Source organism: Carnobacterium sp. CP1 (assembly GCF_001483965.1).
GTDB classification, from domain to species: Bacteria; Bacillota; Bacilli; order Lactobacillales; family Carnobacteriaceae; genus Carnobacterium_A; species Carnobacterium_A antarcticum.
This window is the reverse complement of record NZ_CP010796.1, coordinates 611,630-627,566: the sequence shown is the minus strand read 5'-3', so window position 1 is coordinate 627,566 and position 15,937 is coordinate 611,630. Positions and strand designations below refer to the sequence as shown.

Here is a 15,937-nt window from a genome sequence, read left to right as displayed (position 1 = left end):
GAAAGGAGAGTACATATGTTATCGGATATTGAAATAGCTCAGCGATCGACAATGTTGCCCATTGTTGAAATCGCAGAAAAAATAAATTTAATAGAAGACGATTTAGAACTATATGGTAAGTACAAAGCTAAAATCAATTTAAAACGCATCAACCAATTAGCTGGCCAAAAAAAGCCAGCAGGAAAACTGGTGCTTGTTACGTCTATCAATCCTACTCCAGCTGGAGAAGGGAAAACCACTGTTTCGGTTGGACTGGCTGATGCATTGAACTATTTAGAGCAATCTACTATTTTAGCGTTGAGAGAACCTTCACTAGGACCTACGATGGGGATGAAGGGCGGGGCAGCAGGAGGAGGTTATGCGCAAGTGATGCCGATGGAAGACATCAATATGCACTTCACAGGAGATATGCATGCTTTGACTGCAGCTAACAATGCCCTATCGGCTTTTATTGACAATCATCTCTACCAAGGAAATGGCTGTCAGATCAACCCAGCAACCATCACTTGGAAACGCGCATTAGATTTAAATGATCGTGCATTAAGAAATATCGTGGTTGGACTTGGCGGACGTTTTAATGGCGTTCCTCGTGAAGATGGCTTCGATATTACTGTCGCTAGTGAAATGATGGCTATTCTATGTTTGGCTACTGATATAGATGATTTAAAGAACCGTCTTTCACATATTGTCATTGGCGAAACTTATGATCGTCAAATGGTGACGGTTGCTGACCTGAAAGTTCAAGGAGCTTTAGCTTTATTGCTGAAAGATGCTATCAAGCCAAACTTAGTACAGACTTTATACCATACACCTGCCTTAGTACATGGTGGCCCATTTGCAAATATCGCTCATGGCTGTAACAGTGTTTTAGCGACTCAGACAGCTATGAAACTAGCCGACTATACTGTAACTGAAGCTGGGTTTGGTGCAGACTTGGGTGCAGAAAAATTTCTAGATATTAAAGTTCCGCAATTGGAAAAAGCTCCAGATGTAGTCGTCATTGTTGCGACTATCCGTGCTTTGAAAATGCACGGAGGCGTCGTAAAAACTGAATTAGCGCATGAAAACATCGAAGCGCTAAAAAAAGGGTTTGCAAATTTGAAAAAGCATATTGAGAATATGCAAAATTATGGACTGCCTGTTGTAGTAGCCATCAATGAATTTTCATCAGATACCGAAAAAGAAGAAACTTGTTTAAAAGAAATGATTGAAGCGCTAGGTGTCCCGGTTGCCCTCACTTCTGTTTGGGAAAAAGGCCCAGTAGGAGGAATTGAATTAGCTAAAGCCGTCATCGAAACGGCTGAGAAGCAATCATCTGATTTTGTTCCACTTTATGATATGAAAAAAAGAACCATTCAAGAAAAAGTGACCACGATCGTCACTGATATTTATGGTGGTTCCGGTGTGCAGTTTAGTAAAAAAGCCAAGAAACAAATGCAAACTTTCGCGGAAAGAGGATGGGATCATCTTCCCATTTGTATGGCAAAAACTCAGTATTCCTTATCCGATGATCCAACCCAGTTAGGTCGTCCTACAGGTTTTGATGTTACTATCAGAGAGTTTGTTCCAAAATTAGGTGCAGGATTCATTGTAGCGTTAACCGGACAAGTGTTGACCATGCCCGGATTACCTAAGAAGCCAGCGGCTCTGCAAATGGATATTACGGAGGATGGAGAAATCAAGGGCTTATTTTAACAATAAAAAAGGAGCTTATCTGATATACGAGGATAAGCTCTTTCCTTTTTATATGAGAGGCTTTCTTTGCTGGAGTCTCATAAGCAGAAACAGCCATTGCCTTTAAGTTTGTATCATAAGAAAGGATTGGTAGAATAGGAGGAGAAAGGAGCTGTTAAGAAATGGAGACTATTTTAACTGAAGAGTTGATTGAATTAGCTGAAAAACGAAGCGCACACTTTCCAGTGGAAGGCTTTTTATGGGGAATAGGGCCAATCCACCCGCGTTTTATGTTGGTAGGTGAAGCTCCTGGAGAAGTTGAATCTTTAAACGGTATTCCTTTCACAGGCAGAGCAGGAATAGAATTGATGAAGTTTTTTGATTTCCTAGAGGTTACTCGTGAAGAAGTTTTTATTACCAGTACTTTTAGAAGTCGACCTTATCAAGAAAAAGAGAAAATAGATAGAAAAACTGGAGAACGTTTTATGCGCAAATACAATCGAACGCCGACTAAAAAAGAAATAATAGCACATGCGCCGTTGCTAGATTATGAAATAAAAACCATTGATCCGCCGATTATTTTAACAATGGGCAATGTAGGGTTGCAACGTTTAATCGGAAACCAGGCGAAAATCATGCAGCTTCATGGTCAGTTGTATGAAGGACCCATTCAAAAGTTAGCTACTCCAGAAGCCACTACTTACACCTGGACAACGGAACAGTACCGGATATTTCCGACTTTTCATCCAGCGTCTATTTTTTATAATCGTCAGTTATTAGAGATGATTTACGAAGATTTGGCTCTATTTAAAACTTACTTATCTTAAATTACAGCTAGTCTTTAGGCCGGAGTTGAGACATGAGTCTCAGCTCCGGCTTTTGTTTTAAGAACTTTCTGAGTGAACCGTCAATATTTAACGGACAGCTGCAAAGTTAAAGCAATAGCTATACAACTGTTCGTTAAAACTAACCAATAGAACAAAACTATCAACCGACTTTTCAAATTTGGATCTTCCGTTTCTGAACTGCCTTTAGAAAGCTGAAAGAACCGAATCGCTTTGGATTGTACGGTGTTCGCTCTCTATAAAATTGAGTAAATGTATGTTAGAATAAAGCAGATTAAAAAATGCGTGCTAGTTATGGGAAAGTGGAGATTAAGTATGAAAGAAATGAAAGTAATCAATTTAACAAAAACATACGGTGAAAAAATACTGTTTGACGATATCAGTTTTTCTATTAAAACAGGCGAACGTGTCGGATTAATTGGCGTCAATGGAACAGGTAAAAGCAACTTATTAAATGTTATTACAGGCAGAGACAGCGGTGAAAAAGGCGAAATTCAAACACCAAAAGGGTATCGAATGGGGTATTTGTTACAAGAACCGGATTTAAACCCAGAACAAAACGTTTTTGATGCTGTTTTTGAAGGCGATACGCCCATCTTAGTGGCTCTTAGAAATTATGAGAAAGCTTTGGAACAATTGATTTTAGATCCAATGAACGAAACTTATCAAAATGCCTATTCAAAAGCAGAACAAGGAATGAACGATCATGATGCATGGCTGGCAGACACCAACGCTAAAATGATTTTAACGAGATTGGGTATTACCGACTTAGAGCAATCAGTAGCGACTCTTTCCGGAGGGCAAAGAAAACGCGTAGGCTTGGCCCAAGTCCTGATACAAGAACCGGACCTATTAGTATTAGATGAACCGACAAACCACTTAGATTTTGAGACCATCACGTGGCTTGAAAACTATCTTAGTTCTTATCGAGGAGCTTTACTGCTCGTTACTCATGACCGATATTTCTTAGACCGTATTGTCAATCGTATGATTGAACTGTCACACGGAAAAGCTATTATGTATACAGGAAATTATGAAAAATATATCATCGCTAGAGCAGAACGCCAAGAAGCCTCTATTCGAGCAGAACACAAACGCAAACAACTGTATACCAAAGAATTAGCGTGGATGCGTACCGGAGCTAAAGCTCGAACAACTAAACAGCAAGCTAGAATCGATCGTTTTTCTGATTTGGAAGAAAATTTAAACCAAGTCAAAACAGATGAATCTGTGGAGATGAATTTAGAGGGAGCTCGGATTGGAAAACGGGTCTTTGATTTACAAGATGCCTCGCTGGAATTTGCTGGTCACCCAATTGTCAAAGATTTTAATTTATTGGTGCAAGCAAAAGACCGGATTGGCATTAGTGGGAAAAACGGTGCTGGAAAATCGACGTTACTAAATGTCTTGGCTGGACGTATTCCGTTAGATTCGGGCGTACTTGTCGTTGGAGAAACAGTGAAAATTGCTTATTATACTCAAATGACAGAAGAAATGGATCCTAACAAACGGGTTATTTCTTTCTTGCAAGAAGTTGGAGAAGAAGTTGAAACTTCTAATGGAGAGCGAATCAGTGTTACCAACTTGCTAGAACAGTTTTTATTTGAAAAGTATACTCATGGCACACTTATCGGCAAATTGTCGGGTGGCGAAAAAAGACGTCTCTATCTATTAAAATTATTGATGCAGCAACCAAATGTTTTATTGCTAGATGAACCGACCAATGACTTGGATATCGCTACTTTGACTGTTTTAGAAGATTACATTGAAACTTTCCCGGGAGCGGTCATTTCGGTCTCGCATGACCGTTATTTCCTTGATAAAACAGCTGAAAAATTATTGATTTTTGAAGGGGATGGAAAAGTGGTTCCTTACTTTGGCAGCATTACAGAATACATTCAAGAAGAAGAAACTGCAAAGTTGGATAGCCAAGATAAAAAAAATAAACCCAAAGAAAATAGCAGTGAAAACAAACAAACGGTCTCGGAAGAAAAAGGGTCTAAAGTTAAATTAACGTATGCAGAAAAAAAAGAATGGGATACGATCGAACAAGACCTTTTTGCTTTAGAAAGCGATATTGAAACTACAAAAAATGAAATGCTGGAAAATAGCAGTGATTTTACGCGTTTGCAAGAATTACAAGAAACGCTGACGCGTCGTGAGAATCAATTAGAACAAAAAATGGCGCGTTGGGAATATTTAAGTCAATTTGAAAATGAATAAAGCAATGTAGGGGGAGCAATTGTGGAAACCGAATATCTGAATTTAGGTAAAAATGTATTGAAAGAAGGCAGTAAAAAGACCGATCGAACAGGAACAGGAACAAATAGTCTTTTTGGGTATCAAATGCGCTTTGATCTCCAAAAAGGCTTTCCTCTGCTGACGACCAAACGAGTGCCTTTTGGTCTGATCAAAAGTGAGTTATTGTGGTTTATCAAAGGCGATACGAATATCCGCTATCTATTACAACACAATAACCATATTTGGAACGAGTGGGCGTTTGAACGCTATATAAAAAGCACAGATTATCATGGACCGGATATGACCGATTTCGGACGTAGAGCATTGGCCGACGAAGCATTTAACCAACTTTACCAAACAGAAATGGCAACTTTTTGTCAACGGATTTTGGAAGACGAAACTTTTGCAGCTCAGTATGGAGAATTAGGAAACGTTTATGGTTCGCAATGGCGTCACTGGAAAACAACGCAAGGAGAAACGATCGATCAATTGAAACAAGTTATTGAAATGATAAAAACAACACCTGATTCTAGACGTCTGATCGTTTCTGCCTGGAATCCAGAAGATGTGCCGAATATGGCTTTGCCGCCTTGTCATACGTTATTTCAATTTTACGTAGCTGATGGAAAGTTGAGCTGTCAACTTTATCAAAGAAGCGCGGATATTTTTTTAGGTGTTCCTTTTAATATTGCCAGCTATGCGCTTTTAACTCATTTGATCGCTCATGAGACAGGGTTAGAAGTAGGAGAGTTTATTCATACTTTAGGCGATGCTCATTTGTATTCTAATCATATCGAACAAATGACGAAACAATTAAAACGTGAACCCAAAGACTTTCCAGTATTGAAATTAAATGAAAACAAAACCAGTATTTTCGATTTTGAAATGGATGATATTCAAATTGAACAGTACCATCCGCATCCGGGGATCAAAGCTCCGATTGCAGTTTAGGATAGATCACAAAGGAAAGAAGGGGTAAACATGATTGCTTTTCTATGGGCGCAAGATCGTAACGGTGTTATCGGCAACAAAGGAACGTTGCCTTGGTATTTGCCGAATGATCTAAAGTATTTTAAAGAAATGACACAAGGAAATGCTGTTGTGATGGGCAGAAAAACGTTCGAAGGGATGAATAAACGTCCCTTACCCAACCGCATCAATATCGTAATGACCAACGATAAAGAGTATCAGGCGGAAGGTGTTTTGATCATGCATAGCCGCCAAGAGGTATTGGATTTCGCTAAGGATTATGAGAACGACTTATTTATTACCGGCGGTTCAGGTGTTTTTAAAGAGTTTATGGGCGATGCAGATTTGCTGCACCGAACAATGATCGATGGGGAATTTGAAGGAGATACGTTTATTCCTGAAATAGATTGGACTCAATGGAAACTAGTGAATGTGGAGCAAGGAATAACAGATGATCGCAATAAATACCCGCACCAATTTGAAACGTATACGCGAAACTGACTAAAAACACTCGACTAAAAAAGCCTTCAGCACAAAAGCTGGAGGCCTTTTTAGTTGACTGTGATTTATCAGCAGCAGCAGAAAAAAATCAAACATAAAAAAGAATTGAAAAGTACATAAAGGCTGTACCGGCTAAGACAAATAGATGCCACAGCACATGCATGTATTTAATGTTTCGCAAGCTATAGAAAATAGCTCCAATCGTGAAAGATAAACCGCCCAATACGAGCAAAGTAAAACCTTTAGTACCCAATCCCAAATACATAGGTTTCAAAGCGAAAACACATAACCAACCCATAGCAATATACAACCAAGTAGAATATTTTTGGAATTTGTTGATCCAGATGGCTTTATAAAGGACTCCAAGAATCGCGATTGCCCAAACTATTCCGAAAAGTGTCCATCCCAGAGCTCCGCCAATAGTAATTAAGGTATAAGGAGTATAGGTTCCTGCAATTAAAAGAAAAATACTCATATGATCAAATATTTTAAAGAGCTTGCGAGCCGGTGTAAATGCTAAACTGTGGTAAAGTGTTGAACATAGATATAAAAGAATGAGTGTGGCGCCATAAATAGCATATGAAACGATTTCAAGAGCAGTGCCGGTTTGAGAACCTTTATAAAGTAAAATGACTAGACCAGCAATGCTTAATCCAAAGCCGATACCATGAGTGATTGCATTAAACACTTCATTGGTGATCAAGTAGGTTTTGGTAAAATCGGGGTTATTCTTCAAAGATTTTTTTTCCATTTGACTACCTCCTGCCAATACTGTTTATAGAGTGACTCACTATAGATTGAGTATACGCTGATTAGAGAATCTGTTATACTATTCTATGTATAAATTAGGGTATGGAACGATAAAATAAGTGGGTGTTTTTTCAGTATAACATGATTTTTAAATAAATTGCAGGAAGAAAGATGGGATGAAAGAAAAATGAAGAACATAACAATCGTAACGGATTCATCTGCTCAATTAAGTCCAGAAGAATTGGAAAAATTAAATATCCATGTTTTGCCTTTAACGATTTTAGTGGATGAAGACACTTACGTAGACGGAGAAACGATTCAAAAAGATGTATTTATGGAGCGAATGGCGACAGCCAAAGAATTACCGAAAACGAGCCAACCTCCATTAGGAAGATTTCTAGAAACATACAACAAACTAGGAGAAAACGGCGGACAAGTGATTTCGATCCATATGACTGAATCATTAAGCGGCACAGTTAATGCGGCTAGACAGGCTGCTCAAATGACGGATACAGATGTAACCGTCATTGATAGCAAGTTTACTGACCGTGGGCTTTCTTTTCAAGTGATCGAAGCTGCAAAGTTAGCTTTAACAGGTGCTGATAAAACAGCCATTTTAAACCGTATTGAAACTGTTAGAAAAAACACGAAATTGTTTATCTGCGTTCGAACATTGGAAAATCTAGTTAAAGGAGGACGCGTCAGCCGTGTAGTGGGTGCTGTTTCTAGTTTAATGAACATGAAATTAGTTTTTGAACTCGTTGATGGAAAGTTAGAAAGCCGGGTCAAAGGTCGGGGTATGAAACCAGTCAATAAATGGAACCAGCAATTGAAAGAGGAACTGCAACAAACTAAGAACGTTTGTGAAGTGGGTTTTTCACATGCATCTGATTTTGAATACGTCAACGAATTAAATGAAGCTTTTCAAAAGGCGCTGCCAATGGTTCCTATGAGTATGGATCAGACTAGCCCGGTAATTGCCACTCATACGGGAAAAGGGGCCTATGCTATTATGTATTACACAGATGGAGAAAAAAGCAATAATGAAACGAACTAAACTTAGTTTTATCATGAAGCGGGGTGGAACACGATGAAAAAAATACGTTCTTTTTTTATTACTTGTTTAATTTTAGCAGTCGGGGTCTTCATCGTTTACCAAGGGTTAGATTTTTTATTCGGACAAAATAAACCATTTAAATCAGACCAAGCAGAACCGATGAATGATTCTCTCTATCTAGTAGCAGTAGGGGATTCTTTGACTGAAGGAGTTGGAGACAGCACACAAAATGGAGGTTATGTCCCTTTAACGGCCAACTTATTAAGAGAGACAAATAGCATCAAAGAAGTAACCACAAAGAATTATGGAAAAAGCGGTGACCGCAGCGATCAGATCTTGTTGCGCATTCAACAACAAGAGGAGATTCAATCCGATTTAAAAAAAGCTGATATCATAGTTTTAACAGTGGGTGGAAATGATGTAATACAAACCTTCAAAAAAGACACCCTCAACATAAATCAGGATAGTTTTATTCAACCAAAAAAGAAGTATGAAACCGAATTGAAAACGATTCTTTCAGAATTTAATAAGCTGAACCCTAAAGCACAAGTTTATGTTTTTGGGATTTACAATCCTTACGCTGATCTCTTTCCGGATATTACTGAGATGCAGACGATCTTGGATTCTTGGAATCAGTCAACAAAAGAACTGGTGGAAAAGGAAGAAGGCGTCTATCTTTCGCTAGATGATATCTTTAACTTGTCTAAGCTCCCCTTATCAGAAGACGGAGTAGCGGATAGTTCGCTAGCAGCGGAGCAGGCTGAGATCAATCCTTTGTTGTATGAAGAAGATCTGTTTCATCCCAATGATAAGGGCTATGAATTGATGGCTGAAAAATTGTATCAGGCTATTTTAAAACAACGAATTGCTGAAGAATAGTTAAAAATTTCTAATCAAAAGGAGTTTATATGGAAGAAAAGACAAACCACATCAAACTAAAACAAAAAGGATGGAAATGGGCCTTTCTTATTTTATTGACAATTGTATTAGGGATTGTTATCTGGTTTTTTACTCAAATGACAGCGGTCATTCAAGGAGAACCTAACTTATCAGAGGTTTCTCAAAAAGATGAAATGACGTTTCAAATTCAGGCACACAAAGAAGACCTGAATCAATTGGTAACAAAATATATTGATGAAGAATTATCAAATGAGGCGGTTGAATTTGATTTCTTATTAGAAGATCAAGCTCAATTATTAGGGACTTTTCAGTTATTCGGTCACGACGTGCAGTTTTCCTTGTTTTTAGAACCATTTGTGATGGAAAATGGAAATCTGCAGTTCAAAGCTACAAAAATCGCAGTAGGTTCTTTGAATTTACCCATCTCATTTGCCATGAATTTAATAAAAGAACAATTAAAAGTTCCCGCTTGGGTAGCTATCAACAGTGAAAAGGAACTCATTGTTTTTAATTTAAACGAATTTTATCTAGAAAGCGGCATGCATTTTTCAGCCAGCAAGATTGATTTAACAGAAGACGATATTCGCTTAAATGTGCATCTGCCAGCCAAATAAATAATAATTTTTACCATACGAGGAGGAAACGATATGAAAGAAACAGCTATTTTTGCCGGCGGGTGTTTTTGGTGTATGGTGTCCCCATTCGATAAACAACCAGGTATCGAAAAAGTAGTCTCTGGCTACACCGGTGGACAAACCATTGATCCAACTTATGAAGAAGTGATGACCCAAACGACCGGCCACACGGAAGCTGTCGAGATCACATTTGATCCAGCGCTGATTTCCTATGAAGAACTGGTCGAAATCTATTGGAATCAAACGGATCCAACCGATGCAATGGGTCAGTTTCAGGATCGAGGCGACAATTACCGGCCAGTGATATTTGTTGCTGATGAATTGCAACGTGACAGTGCGAAGCGTTCAAAAAAACGGTTAGAGCAAAGCGGACGTTACACTAAACCGATTGTGACGACCATTGAACCTGCAACTACTTTCTATCCGGCAGAAGCAGAACATCAAGACTTTTATCGTAAAAACCCTGCCCGTTACGAACAAGAACAACTTGACCGCATAAAAAACAGAGCAGATAGAGAGGTGAAGTAAAAAGATGCGACGTCCATTTTATCATTATTTGATGACCGTAAGAGACCCTCATAAGAAAGATGCCATCACGCTATTTGCTAATGCTGTATACCTAGATGACGGGTTTCCTAAACAATCTGAAGATTATCAAGAAATCAGTCATTATTTAGAATTGAATGGCGATTATTTAGCTGAAATGACAACCTTTGATTTAGCGTGGGAACGGTATGTCGATAGAAACAAAGAATAACAGTTATATCATACACTGGTCTTGTAAAATGACATTTAGGAGGAATAAATAATGAGTGTGCATATTGAAGCAAAAGCAGGTCAAATTGCAGAAACAATTTTATTACCAGGTGACCCATTACGGGCGAAATATATTGCCGAGACTTTTTTAACAGAAGTAGAACAATACAATCGTGTGCGGAATATGTTTGGGTATACCGGGTTGTATAAAGGTGAACGGATCTCTGTTCAAGGGACTGGAATGGGATTGCCTTCCATGATGATTTATGCAGAAGAATTGATCACCAGTTATAATGTTCAAAACTTGATGCGTGTAGGAACCGCTGGCGGAATGAAAATGGATGTTAAAGTGCGAGATGTTGTGTTAGCACAAGGGGCTACAACGGATTCAAGTATCAACCGTCATACGTTCCATAATCAAGTAGACTTTGCTCCGCTAGCAAACTTTGATTTGCTGAAAACGGCTTATGAAGTAGGCATAGAAAAAGGAATGAATATGAAAGTCGGCAATGTTTTGTCAGCAGATCGTTTTTACAACGAAGAACTAGATAAAAAGAAATTAGCGGATTATGGCGTCTTAGCTGTGGAGATGGAAGCGGCAGGTCTCTACACACTCGCAGCTAAATACAATCGCAAAGCCCTAGCTATTTTGACGATTAGCGACCATTTATTGACTGGTGAAGAGACTTCATCAGATGAACGTGAGCGGACATTTGACGATATGATGATCGTGGCTTTAGAAACAGCGTTAAAAATGAAGAAAAAGTAAGGTTTTAGCTCATCTGGCAGGATCTTCGTAAAAGAATTATGCAAAAAGCCAACGAAATCAACTTGGTTTTGTTGGTTTTTGTTTTCATGTAAGTTACAATCTCAATAAGAGAGCGGGAGGAGTTGCAGTATGGAGGAAGAACCGAAAAAGAAAAAAAAGATTAAAATGAGAATGGGAACGTATCTTATTTCTCTATTAGCTGTAGCAGCCATTTCGATTGGAGGAACTTATGTTGTTGCTGATCGAACAGAACAAACGGCACCAACCGAAGAAGGAACTGCACAAACCCCAGGTACTTTTTCAAAAATTGAAGCAGTTTACAATCAGCTTTCTACAGATTATTACCAAGAAGTAGATGAAGACCAGTTGATCGAAGGTGCTTTGTCGGGCATGGTAGACGCCATTGGAGATCCTTACACACAGTATTTAGACGTTTCAGAATCAGCTTCACTAAATGATACGATATCAGCTTCTTTTGAAGGGATAGGTGCAGAAGTGATGAAACAAGGCGATTCCATCATGATCGTTTCCCCTATTGCGGGTTCCCCAGCCGAAGAAGCCGGCTTGAAGCCAAATGATGTATTGCTTAAAGCAGATGATAAAAATTTGACCGGTTTAACCTTAAATGAAGCAGTTTCATTCATTCGCGGAGAAAAAGGGTCAGATGTGGTGTTAACCATCCAAAGAGGCGAGGAAACATTCGAAGTCACCGTTACTCGTGACACGATCCCAGTGGAGACAGTGGTATACAATTTAGATGAAACGGATCCAACGATTGGCTATATTGCGATCACTAGTTTTTCAGATCCGACTTATGATGAATTAGTAACAGCAGTTAAAGAGTTAAGAGAACAGGGAGCAACATCATTTGTGTTTGATGTTAGACAAAATCCCGGCGGTCTATTAGATGGGGCATTAAGCATCTCCAATATGTTTGTTGAAGAGGGATCAACCATTATGCAGACTCAGGAACGTGACCAAGAAGCGGTCAAAATTGTAGCCGACGATAAAACGATGGGCGATTTTAAAGTTACCGAACCGTCTGTTTTACTGGTGGATGAAGGAAGTGCGAGTGCTTCGGAAATCTTAGCAGGAGCATTGAAAGAATCAGCCAATATGCAAATTATCGGAACCAAAACGTTTGGAAAAGGAACCGTTCAAACGGTCGCTAGTTTTTCTGATAAAAGTGAATTAAAATTGACGATCGCTAAATGGTTAACGCCTAACGGTGAATGGATCAATGAAAAAGGCATTGAGCCTACTATTTCCGTCGATTTGCCAGCATACACTAAACTTTTGGTGATAGATGCTACTAAAACATACAAACAAGGTGATGTTTCAGCTGAAGTTAAAAACGTTGAACAAATATTGGATGCTTTAGATTACTCCAGCGGTACTATTGACGGATATTTTGACGAAACGACTACACAAGCCGTAAAAGAATTTCAAAAAGGTCATCAATTAGATGAAAACGGTGTGGTAGAAGGCGAAACAGCTGCCGCAATGATTGCAGACTTAAGAGAATTAATGAAAGAAAACGATACTCAATATGAAAAAGGCGTTCAGTATTTAGAAGAAAATTAAAGTTTAGTTGCCGACCATTCATTAAAATTAAAAATAGAAAAAGAAGAAAGGAAGATGGTACACGCAATCTTCCTTTTTTTATTAGGCATTTTTTTAAGGAAATGAATAGTTATTTTCAACGTTTTCTTGTATGATAGAGTCAAATAGATTAGTTTGGAGCGACAAGTATGGAAAAAAAAACTTGGAGGAATCAAGTATGGGATTGGGTCAAACCATTTTTATTAGCGCTGGTCCTGACAGCTTTTTTTCGAAACTTCATTTTTTTACCAATGACGATTGAAGGTTCTTCAATGATTCCAACGTTTCAACAAAGTGATCAGATTATCGTAGAAACAATTTATCATATTAATCGGTTTGATTTGATTGTCTTTAAAGATGCTTCCAACCGAACATTGGTCAAACGTGTCATTGGGTTGCCTAATGAGACATTGCGTTACGAAGACGATCAATTGTACATTGATGATCGTCCAATTGAAGAGCCTTTCCTGGAAAATGATTTCGTAAACCATGCTGGCGGAACCTGGACTTCTGATTTTACTTTAGAAGAACTGACGGGCCAAAAAACAGTGCCGGAAGACGAGTATTTTGTTTTAGGAGACAATCGGCGATCTAGTAATGATAGTCGTTATTTTGGGTCTATCCCATCATCTGCTATTATCGGTGAAACAACGATGATTTATTTTCCGTTCCAGCGTTTATCCATTGTTCAATAATTTAATAGAAGGTAGTGGTGGTAGTCAATGAATAAAACAACTTATTCGGATGGTCGAGATGCTCAAGAAGAGCAGTTTGAGCCTAGACGTTTAAAGTACAATTTGGGTAAGAAACCTAAAAACAAAAAGAGGAAAACTTGGTTGGAAGAGGCCTTCAGTACTTTATTATATGTCGTTATAGCAGTCATTATCTTTTTATTGATTCGTCATTTTTTATTTGTTCCGGTTAGTGTCGACGGAGAATCAATGTACCCGACCCTTCACGACCAAGATCGTTTGATTTTAAATAAAATTGAAGAGACTGAACGGTTTGATTTAATTGTTTTTCCTGCTCCAGATGATCCGGAAAAGCAATACATTAAGCGTGTCATCGGGATGCCAGGTGATGAAATCATGGTAATGGACGAGACGTTGTACGTGAATGGAGAAGCCGTAGCAGAACCTTACCTAGAGGAATCAAAATCAGAATTAGCTCCAGGCGAATCATTTACCGAAAACTTTACGTTGGCTTCGGTGACTGGGATGGAAAAAGTTCCGGAAAATTCTTATTTTGTATTGGGAGATAACCGAACGAACTCTAAAGACAGTCGTTCTTTTGGATTTATCGATAAAGAAACGGTTTCTGGCACTACAGATATCCGAATTTGGCCTTTAAAAGACTTTGGTATGATCAAAGAGTAAGCAGAAAAAAGCATTAAATCAAAAAGGGGGAGCGATTCTGCTCTTCACCTTTTTTTTTGAAGAAATAAAAGGAGCGATACAATGACAACGATACAATGGTTTCCAGGCCATATGGCCAAAGCAAGAAGACAAGTGACTGAAAAGTTAACGTTAGTAGATGTTATTTTTGAATTAGTAGATGCTAGGATTCCGCTTTCTAGCCGTAATCCTATTCTGGATGAATTGATTGGCGACAAACCACGGATAGTTATTTTAAATAAAAGCGATTTAGCTGATGAGGCGTTGACTCAAAAATGGGTCAGCTACTTTAATAAACAAGGGATTTCTGCCGTTCCGATAGTTGCGCAAGAAGGTATTGGCATGAAAAAAGTTATGAGTGAAGCTAAGAGATTATTAAAACCTAAATTTGATCGAATGGCTGCTCAAGGCCGAAAACCACGTCCAATCCGGGCGATGAGTATTGGAATACCAAACGTCGGAAAATCTACACTGATCAATCGATTCGTTAAGAAAAATATTGCTAAGACAGGCAATAGACCTGGCGTAACGAAAGCTCAGCAATGGCTAAGATTAAACAAAGAACTTGATTTACTGGATACTCCAGGAATTCTTTGGCCGAAATTTGAAGACCCAGAAGTTGGAAAAAAACTGGCTTTAACAGGAGCGATTAAAGATACTATTTTGCAATTAGATGATATTGCTTTATATGGAATAGAAGTAATGCAGCAGCACTACCCGGAACAATTGGCTGATCGTTATAAGTTAACCGCTGAAGAGATCGTTTTGCCTTCGCCGGAAATGTTGATGCTGATTACCGAAAAAAGAGGATTTAGAGAGGATTATAGCCGTGCTGCGGAGATGATCATCTATGAAATTAGAAGCGGAAAAGTAGGGCGCTATACATTAGATGCGGTTCCTGCAGTATCAATACCAGAAAAAGGGGCAGAGTAACATGGAAAAGCCACTGTCCATTATGGCGGTCAAAGAGTTGTTGACAACGATTGAGCATCCTTCTGATGAACGCCTTTTAGCGCTCAAAGCAGATACCCGAAAAGGTGTGGGCACAGCTTTGAAAGCCTGGGAAAAAAGACTTGAAAAAAAACAATTATTAGAAGAAAATTATCAAAAAATGCTGCAAATTGAAAAACACCTTTGGGCTAATGGCATCCAGTTTGTCGCAGGAATCGATGAAGTCGGCCGTGGTCCGTTAGCTGGACCAGTTGTTACGGCAGCAGTGATTTTGCCTCAGGATTTTCATGTTTTAGAGATCAATGATTCAAAACAGCTGTCCAGCGAGAAACGCGATCAATTATTTGATGAAATTCAAGCCAAAGCTTTAGCCATCGGTATAGGGGTGAAAGAGCATTCGGTTATTGACGAGGTCAATATTTACCAAGCAACTAAATTAGCCATGCTTGAAGCTATTCAAAAATTGCCGATTGCTCCAGAGCATTTGCTGATTGACGCTATGCAGTTGCCAACTTCGATTCCTCAAGAAAGTCTCATCAAGGGAGATGCGAAAAGTTTATCGATTGCCGCAGCAAGTATCGTTGCAAAAGTGACGCGTGATCGGATGATGGCGGAGTATGATCGCCTTTATCCAGGATACGGGTTTGCTCAAAATGCAGGTTATGGCACAAAAGTGCATTTAGAAGGCTTGGAGACGTTAGGCGTTTGTCCGATTCATCGCCATTCTTTTGCACCTGTCCGAAATAGATTACAACTTTATTAATAAACACACGACTGAAGCTCATGAAAGACATGAGCTTCAGTTTTTTTCGTATAGAGATCTCTTCATTATAATAAATAATAAATAAAGAAGTTCTGCTTTGCGGATAATAAATCTGATTGTCATCAGACTA

Annotated in this window: 17 protein-coding genes; 16 read left to right on the top strand and 1 reads right to left on the bottom strand. The window is 38.8% G+C overall.

Annotated features, from left to right (window positions below; all coding sequences use genetic code 11):
- The first annotated feature begins 15 nt into the window (after nucleotides 1–15).
- The 5 genes from NY10_RS03155 to NY10_RS03135 all read left to right on the top strand — a co-directional run bounded on the left by NY10_RS03155 (nucleotide 16) and on the right by NY10_RS03135 (nucleotide 6,230).
- Nucleotides 16–1,695, top strand: coding sequence for a formate--tetrahydrofolate ligase (locus tag NY10_RS03155; RefSeq protein WP_058918627.1), 1,680 nt, complete (start codon nucleotides 16–18; stop codon nucleotides 1,693–1,695).
- 161 nt (nucleotides 1,696–1,856) lie between these two features.
- Nucleotides 1,857–2,501 (top strand): uracil-DNA glycosylase, encoded by a 645-nt coding sequence (locus NY10_RS03150; protein WP_058918626.1) that lies wholly within the window; start codon nucleotides 1,857–1,859, stop codon nucleotides 2,499–2,501.
- Nucleotides 2,502–2,834: 333 nt separating this feature from the next.
- Nucleotides 2,835–4,742 carry an ABC-F family ATP-binding cassette domain-containing protein gene (locus NY10_RS03145; protein WP_058918625.1) on the top strand — a complete coding sequence of 636 codons (1,908 nt, stop codon included), beginning with the start codon at nucleotides 2,835–2,837 and terminating at the stop codon, nucleotides 4,740–4,742.
- 21 nt (nucleotides 4,743–4,763) lie between these two features.
- Entirely contained in the window at nucleotides 4,764–5,711 is a 948-nt protein-coding gene (locus NY10_RS03140) for a thymidylate synthase (RefSeq protein ID WP_058918624.1), read from the top strand.
- A gap of 30 nt (nucleotides 5,712–5,741) precedes the next feature.
- Nucleotides 5,742–6,230 carry a dihydrofolate reductase gene (locus NY10_RS03135; RefSeq protein ID WP_058918623.1) on the top strand — a complete coding sequence of 163 codons (489 nt, stop codon included), beginning with the start codon at nucleotides 5,742–5,744 and terminating at the stop codon, nucleotides 6,228–6,230.
- Nucleotides 6,231–6,318: 88 nt separating this feature from the next.
- On the opposite strand, the gene trhA is transcribed toward NY10_RS03135, so the two are convergent.
- The gene (trhA, locus tag NY10_RS03130) at nucleotides 6,319–6,981 is read right to left on the bottom strand and encodes a PAQR family membrane homeostasis protein TrhA (RefSeq protein WP_058918622.1); all 663 of its coding nucleotides are present in this window, start codon (nucleotides 6,979–6,981) and stop codon (nucleotides 6,319–6,321) included.
- Nucleotides 6,982–7,167: 186 nt separating this feature from the next.
- Between trhA and NY10_RS03125 the strand changes: the two genes are divergently transcribed.
- The 11 genes from NY10_RS03125 to rnhB all read left to right on the top strand — a co-directional run bounded on the left by NY10_RS03125 (nucleotide 7,168) and on the right by rnhB (nucleotide 15,807).
- A complete protein-coding gene (locus NY10_RS03125; RefSeq protein WP_058918621.1) occupies nucleotides 7,168–8,037 on the top strand; it encodes a DegV family protein in 870 nt (289 codons plus the stop codon).
- Between the two features lie 33 nt (nucleotides 8,038–8,070).
- A complete protein-coding gene (locus tag NY10_RS03120; protein ID WP_058918620.1) occupies nucleotides 8,071–8,916 on the top strand; it encodes an SGNH/GDSL hydrolase family protein in 846 nt (281 codons plus the stop codon).
- A gap of 29 nt (nucleotides 8,917–8,945) precedes the next feature.
- Nucleotides 8,946–9,551 carry a YpmS family protein gene (locus NY10_RS03115; protein ID WP_058918619.1) on the top strand — a complete coding sequence of 202 codons (606 nt, stop codon included), beginning with the start codon at nucleotides 8,946–8,948 and terminating at the stop codon, nucleotides 9,549–9,551.
- A 33-nt stretch (nucleotides 9,552–9,584) separates the two neighbouring features.
- Nucleotides 9,585–10,100, top strand: coding sequence for a peptide-methionine (S)-S-oxide reductase MsrA (gene msrA / locus NY10_RS03110; protein WP_082664162.1), 516 nt, complete (start codon nucleotides 9,585–9,587; stop codon nucleotides 10,098–10,100).
- A gap of 4 nt (nucleotides 10,101–10,104) precedes the next feature.
- Complete coding sequence (locus tag NY10_RS03105; RefSeq protein WP_058918618.1) at nucleotides 10,105–10,329, top strand: YozE family protein; 225 nt, start codon at nucleotides 10,105–10,107, stop codon at nucleotides 10,327–10,329.
- A gap of 51 nt (nucleotides 10,330–10,380) precedes the next feature.
- Nucleotides 10,381–11,097 carry a purine-nucleoside phosphorylase gene (gene deoD, locus NY10_RS03100; protein ID WP_058918617.1) on the top strand — a complete coding sequence of 239 codons (717 nt, stop codon included), beginning with the start codon at nucleotides 10,381–10,383 and terminating at the stop codon, nucleotides 11,095–11,097.
- A 129-nt stretch (nucleotides 11,098–11,226) separates the two neighbouring features.
- Nucleotides 11,227–12,681 (top strand): S41 family peptidase, encoded by a 1,455-nt coding sequence (locus NY10_RS03095; protein ID WP_058918616.1) that lies wholly within the window; start codon nucleotides 11,227–11,229, stop codon nucleotides 12,679–12,681.
- A gap of 167 nt (nucleotides 12,682–12,848) precedes the next feature.
- Nucleotides 12,849–13,394, top strand: coding sequence for a signal peptidase I (gene lepB / locus NY10_RS03090; protein ID WP_058918615.1), 546 nt, complete (start codon nucleotides 12,849–12,851; stop codon nucleotides 13,392–13,394).
- A 27-nt stretch (nucleotides 13,395–13,421) separates the two neighbouring features.
- On the top strand, nucleotides 13,422–14,075 hold the full coding sequence (lepB, locus tag NY10_RS03085; protein ID WP_058918614.1) for a signal peptidase I: 654 nt from the start codon (nucleotides 13,422–13,424) through the stop codon (nucleotides 14,073–14,075).
- Nucleotides 14,076–14,156: 81 nt separating this feature from the next.
- Nucleotides 14,157–15,026, top strand: a complete 870-nt coding sequence (ylqF, locus tag NY10_RS03080; protein ID WP_058918613.1) for a ribosome biogenesis GTPase YlqF — start codon at nucleotides 14,157–14,159, stop codon at nucleotides 15,024–15,026.
- 1 nt (nucleotide 15,027) lies between these two features.
- Nucleotides 15,028–15,807 (top strand): ribonuclease HII, encoded by a 780-nt coding sequence (gene rnhB / locus NY10_RS03075; protein WP_058918612.1) that lies wholly within the window; start codon nucleotides 15,028–15,030, stop codon nucleotides 15,805–15,807.
- The last annotated feature ends 130 nt before the right edge of the window (nucleotides 15,808–15,937 follow it).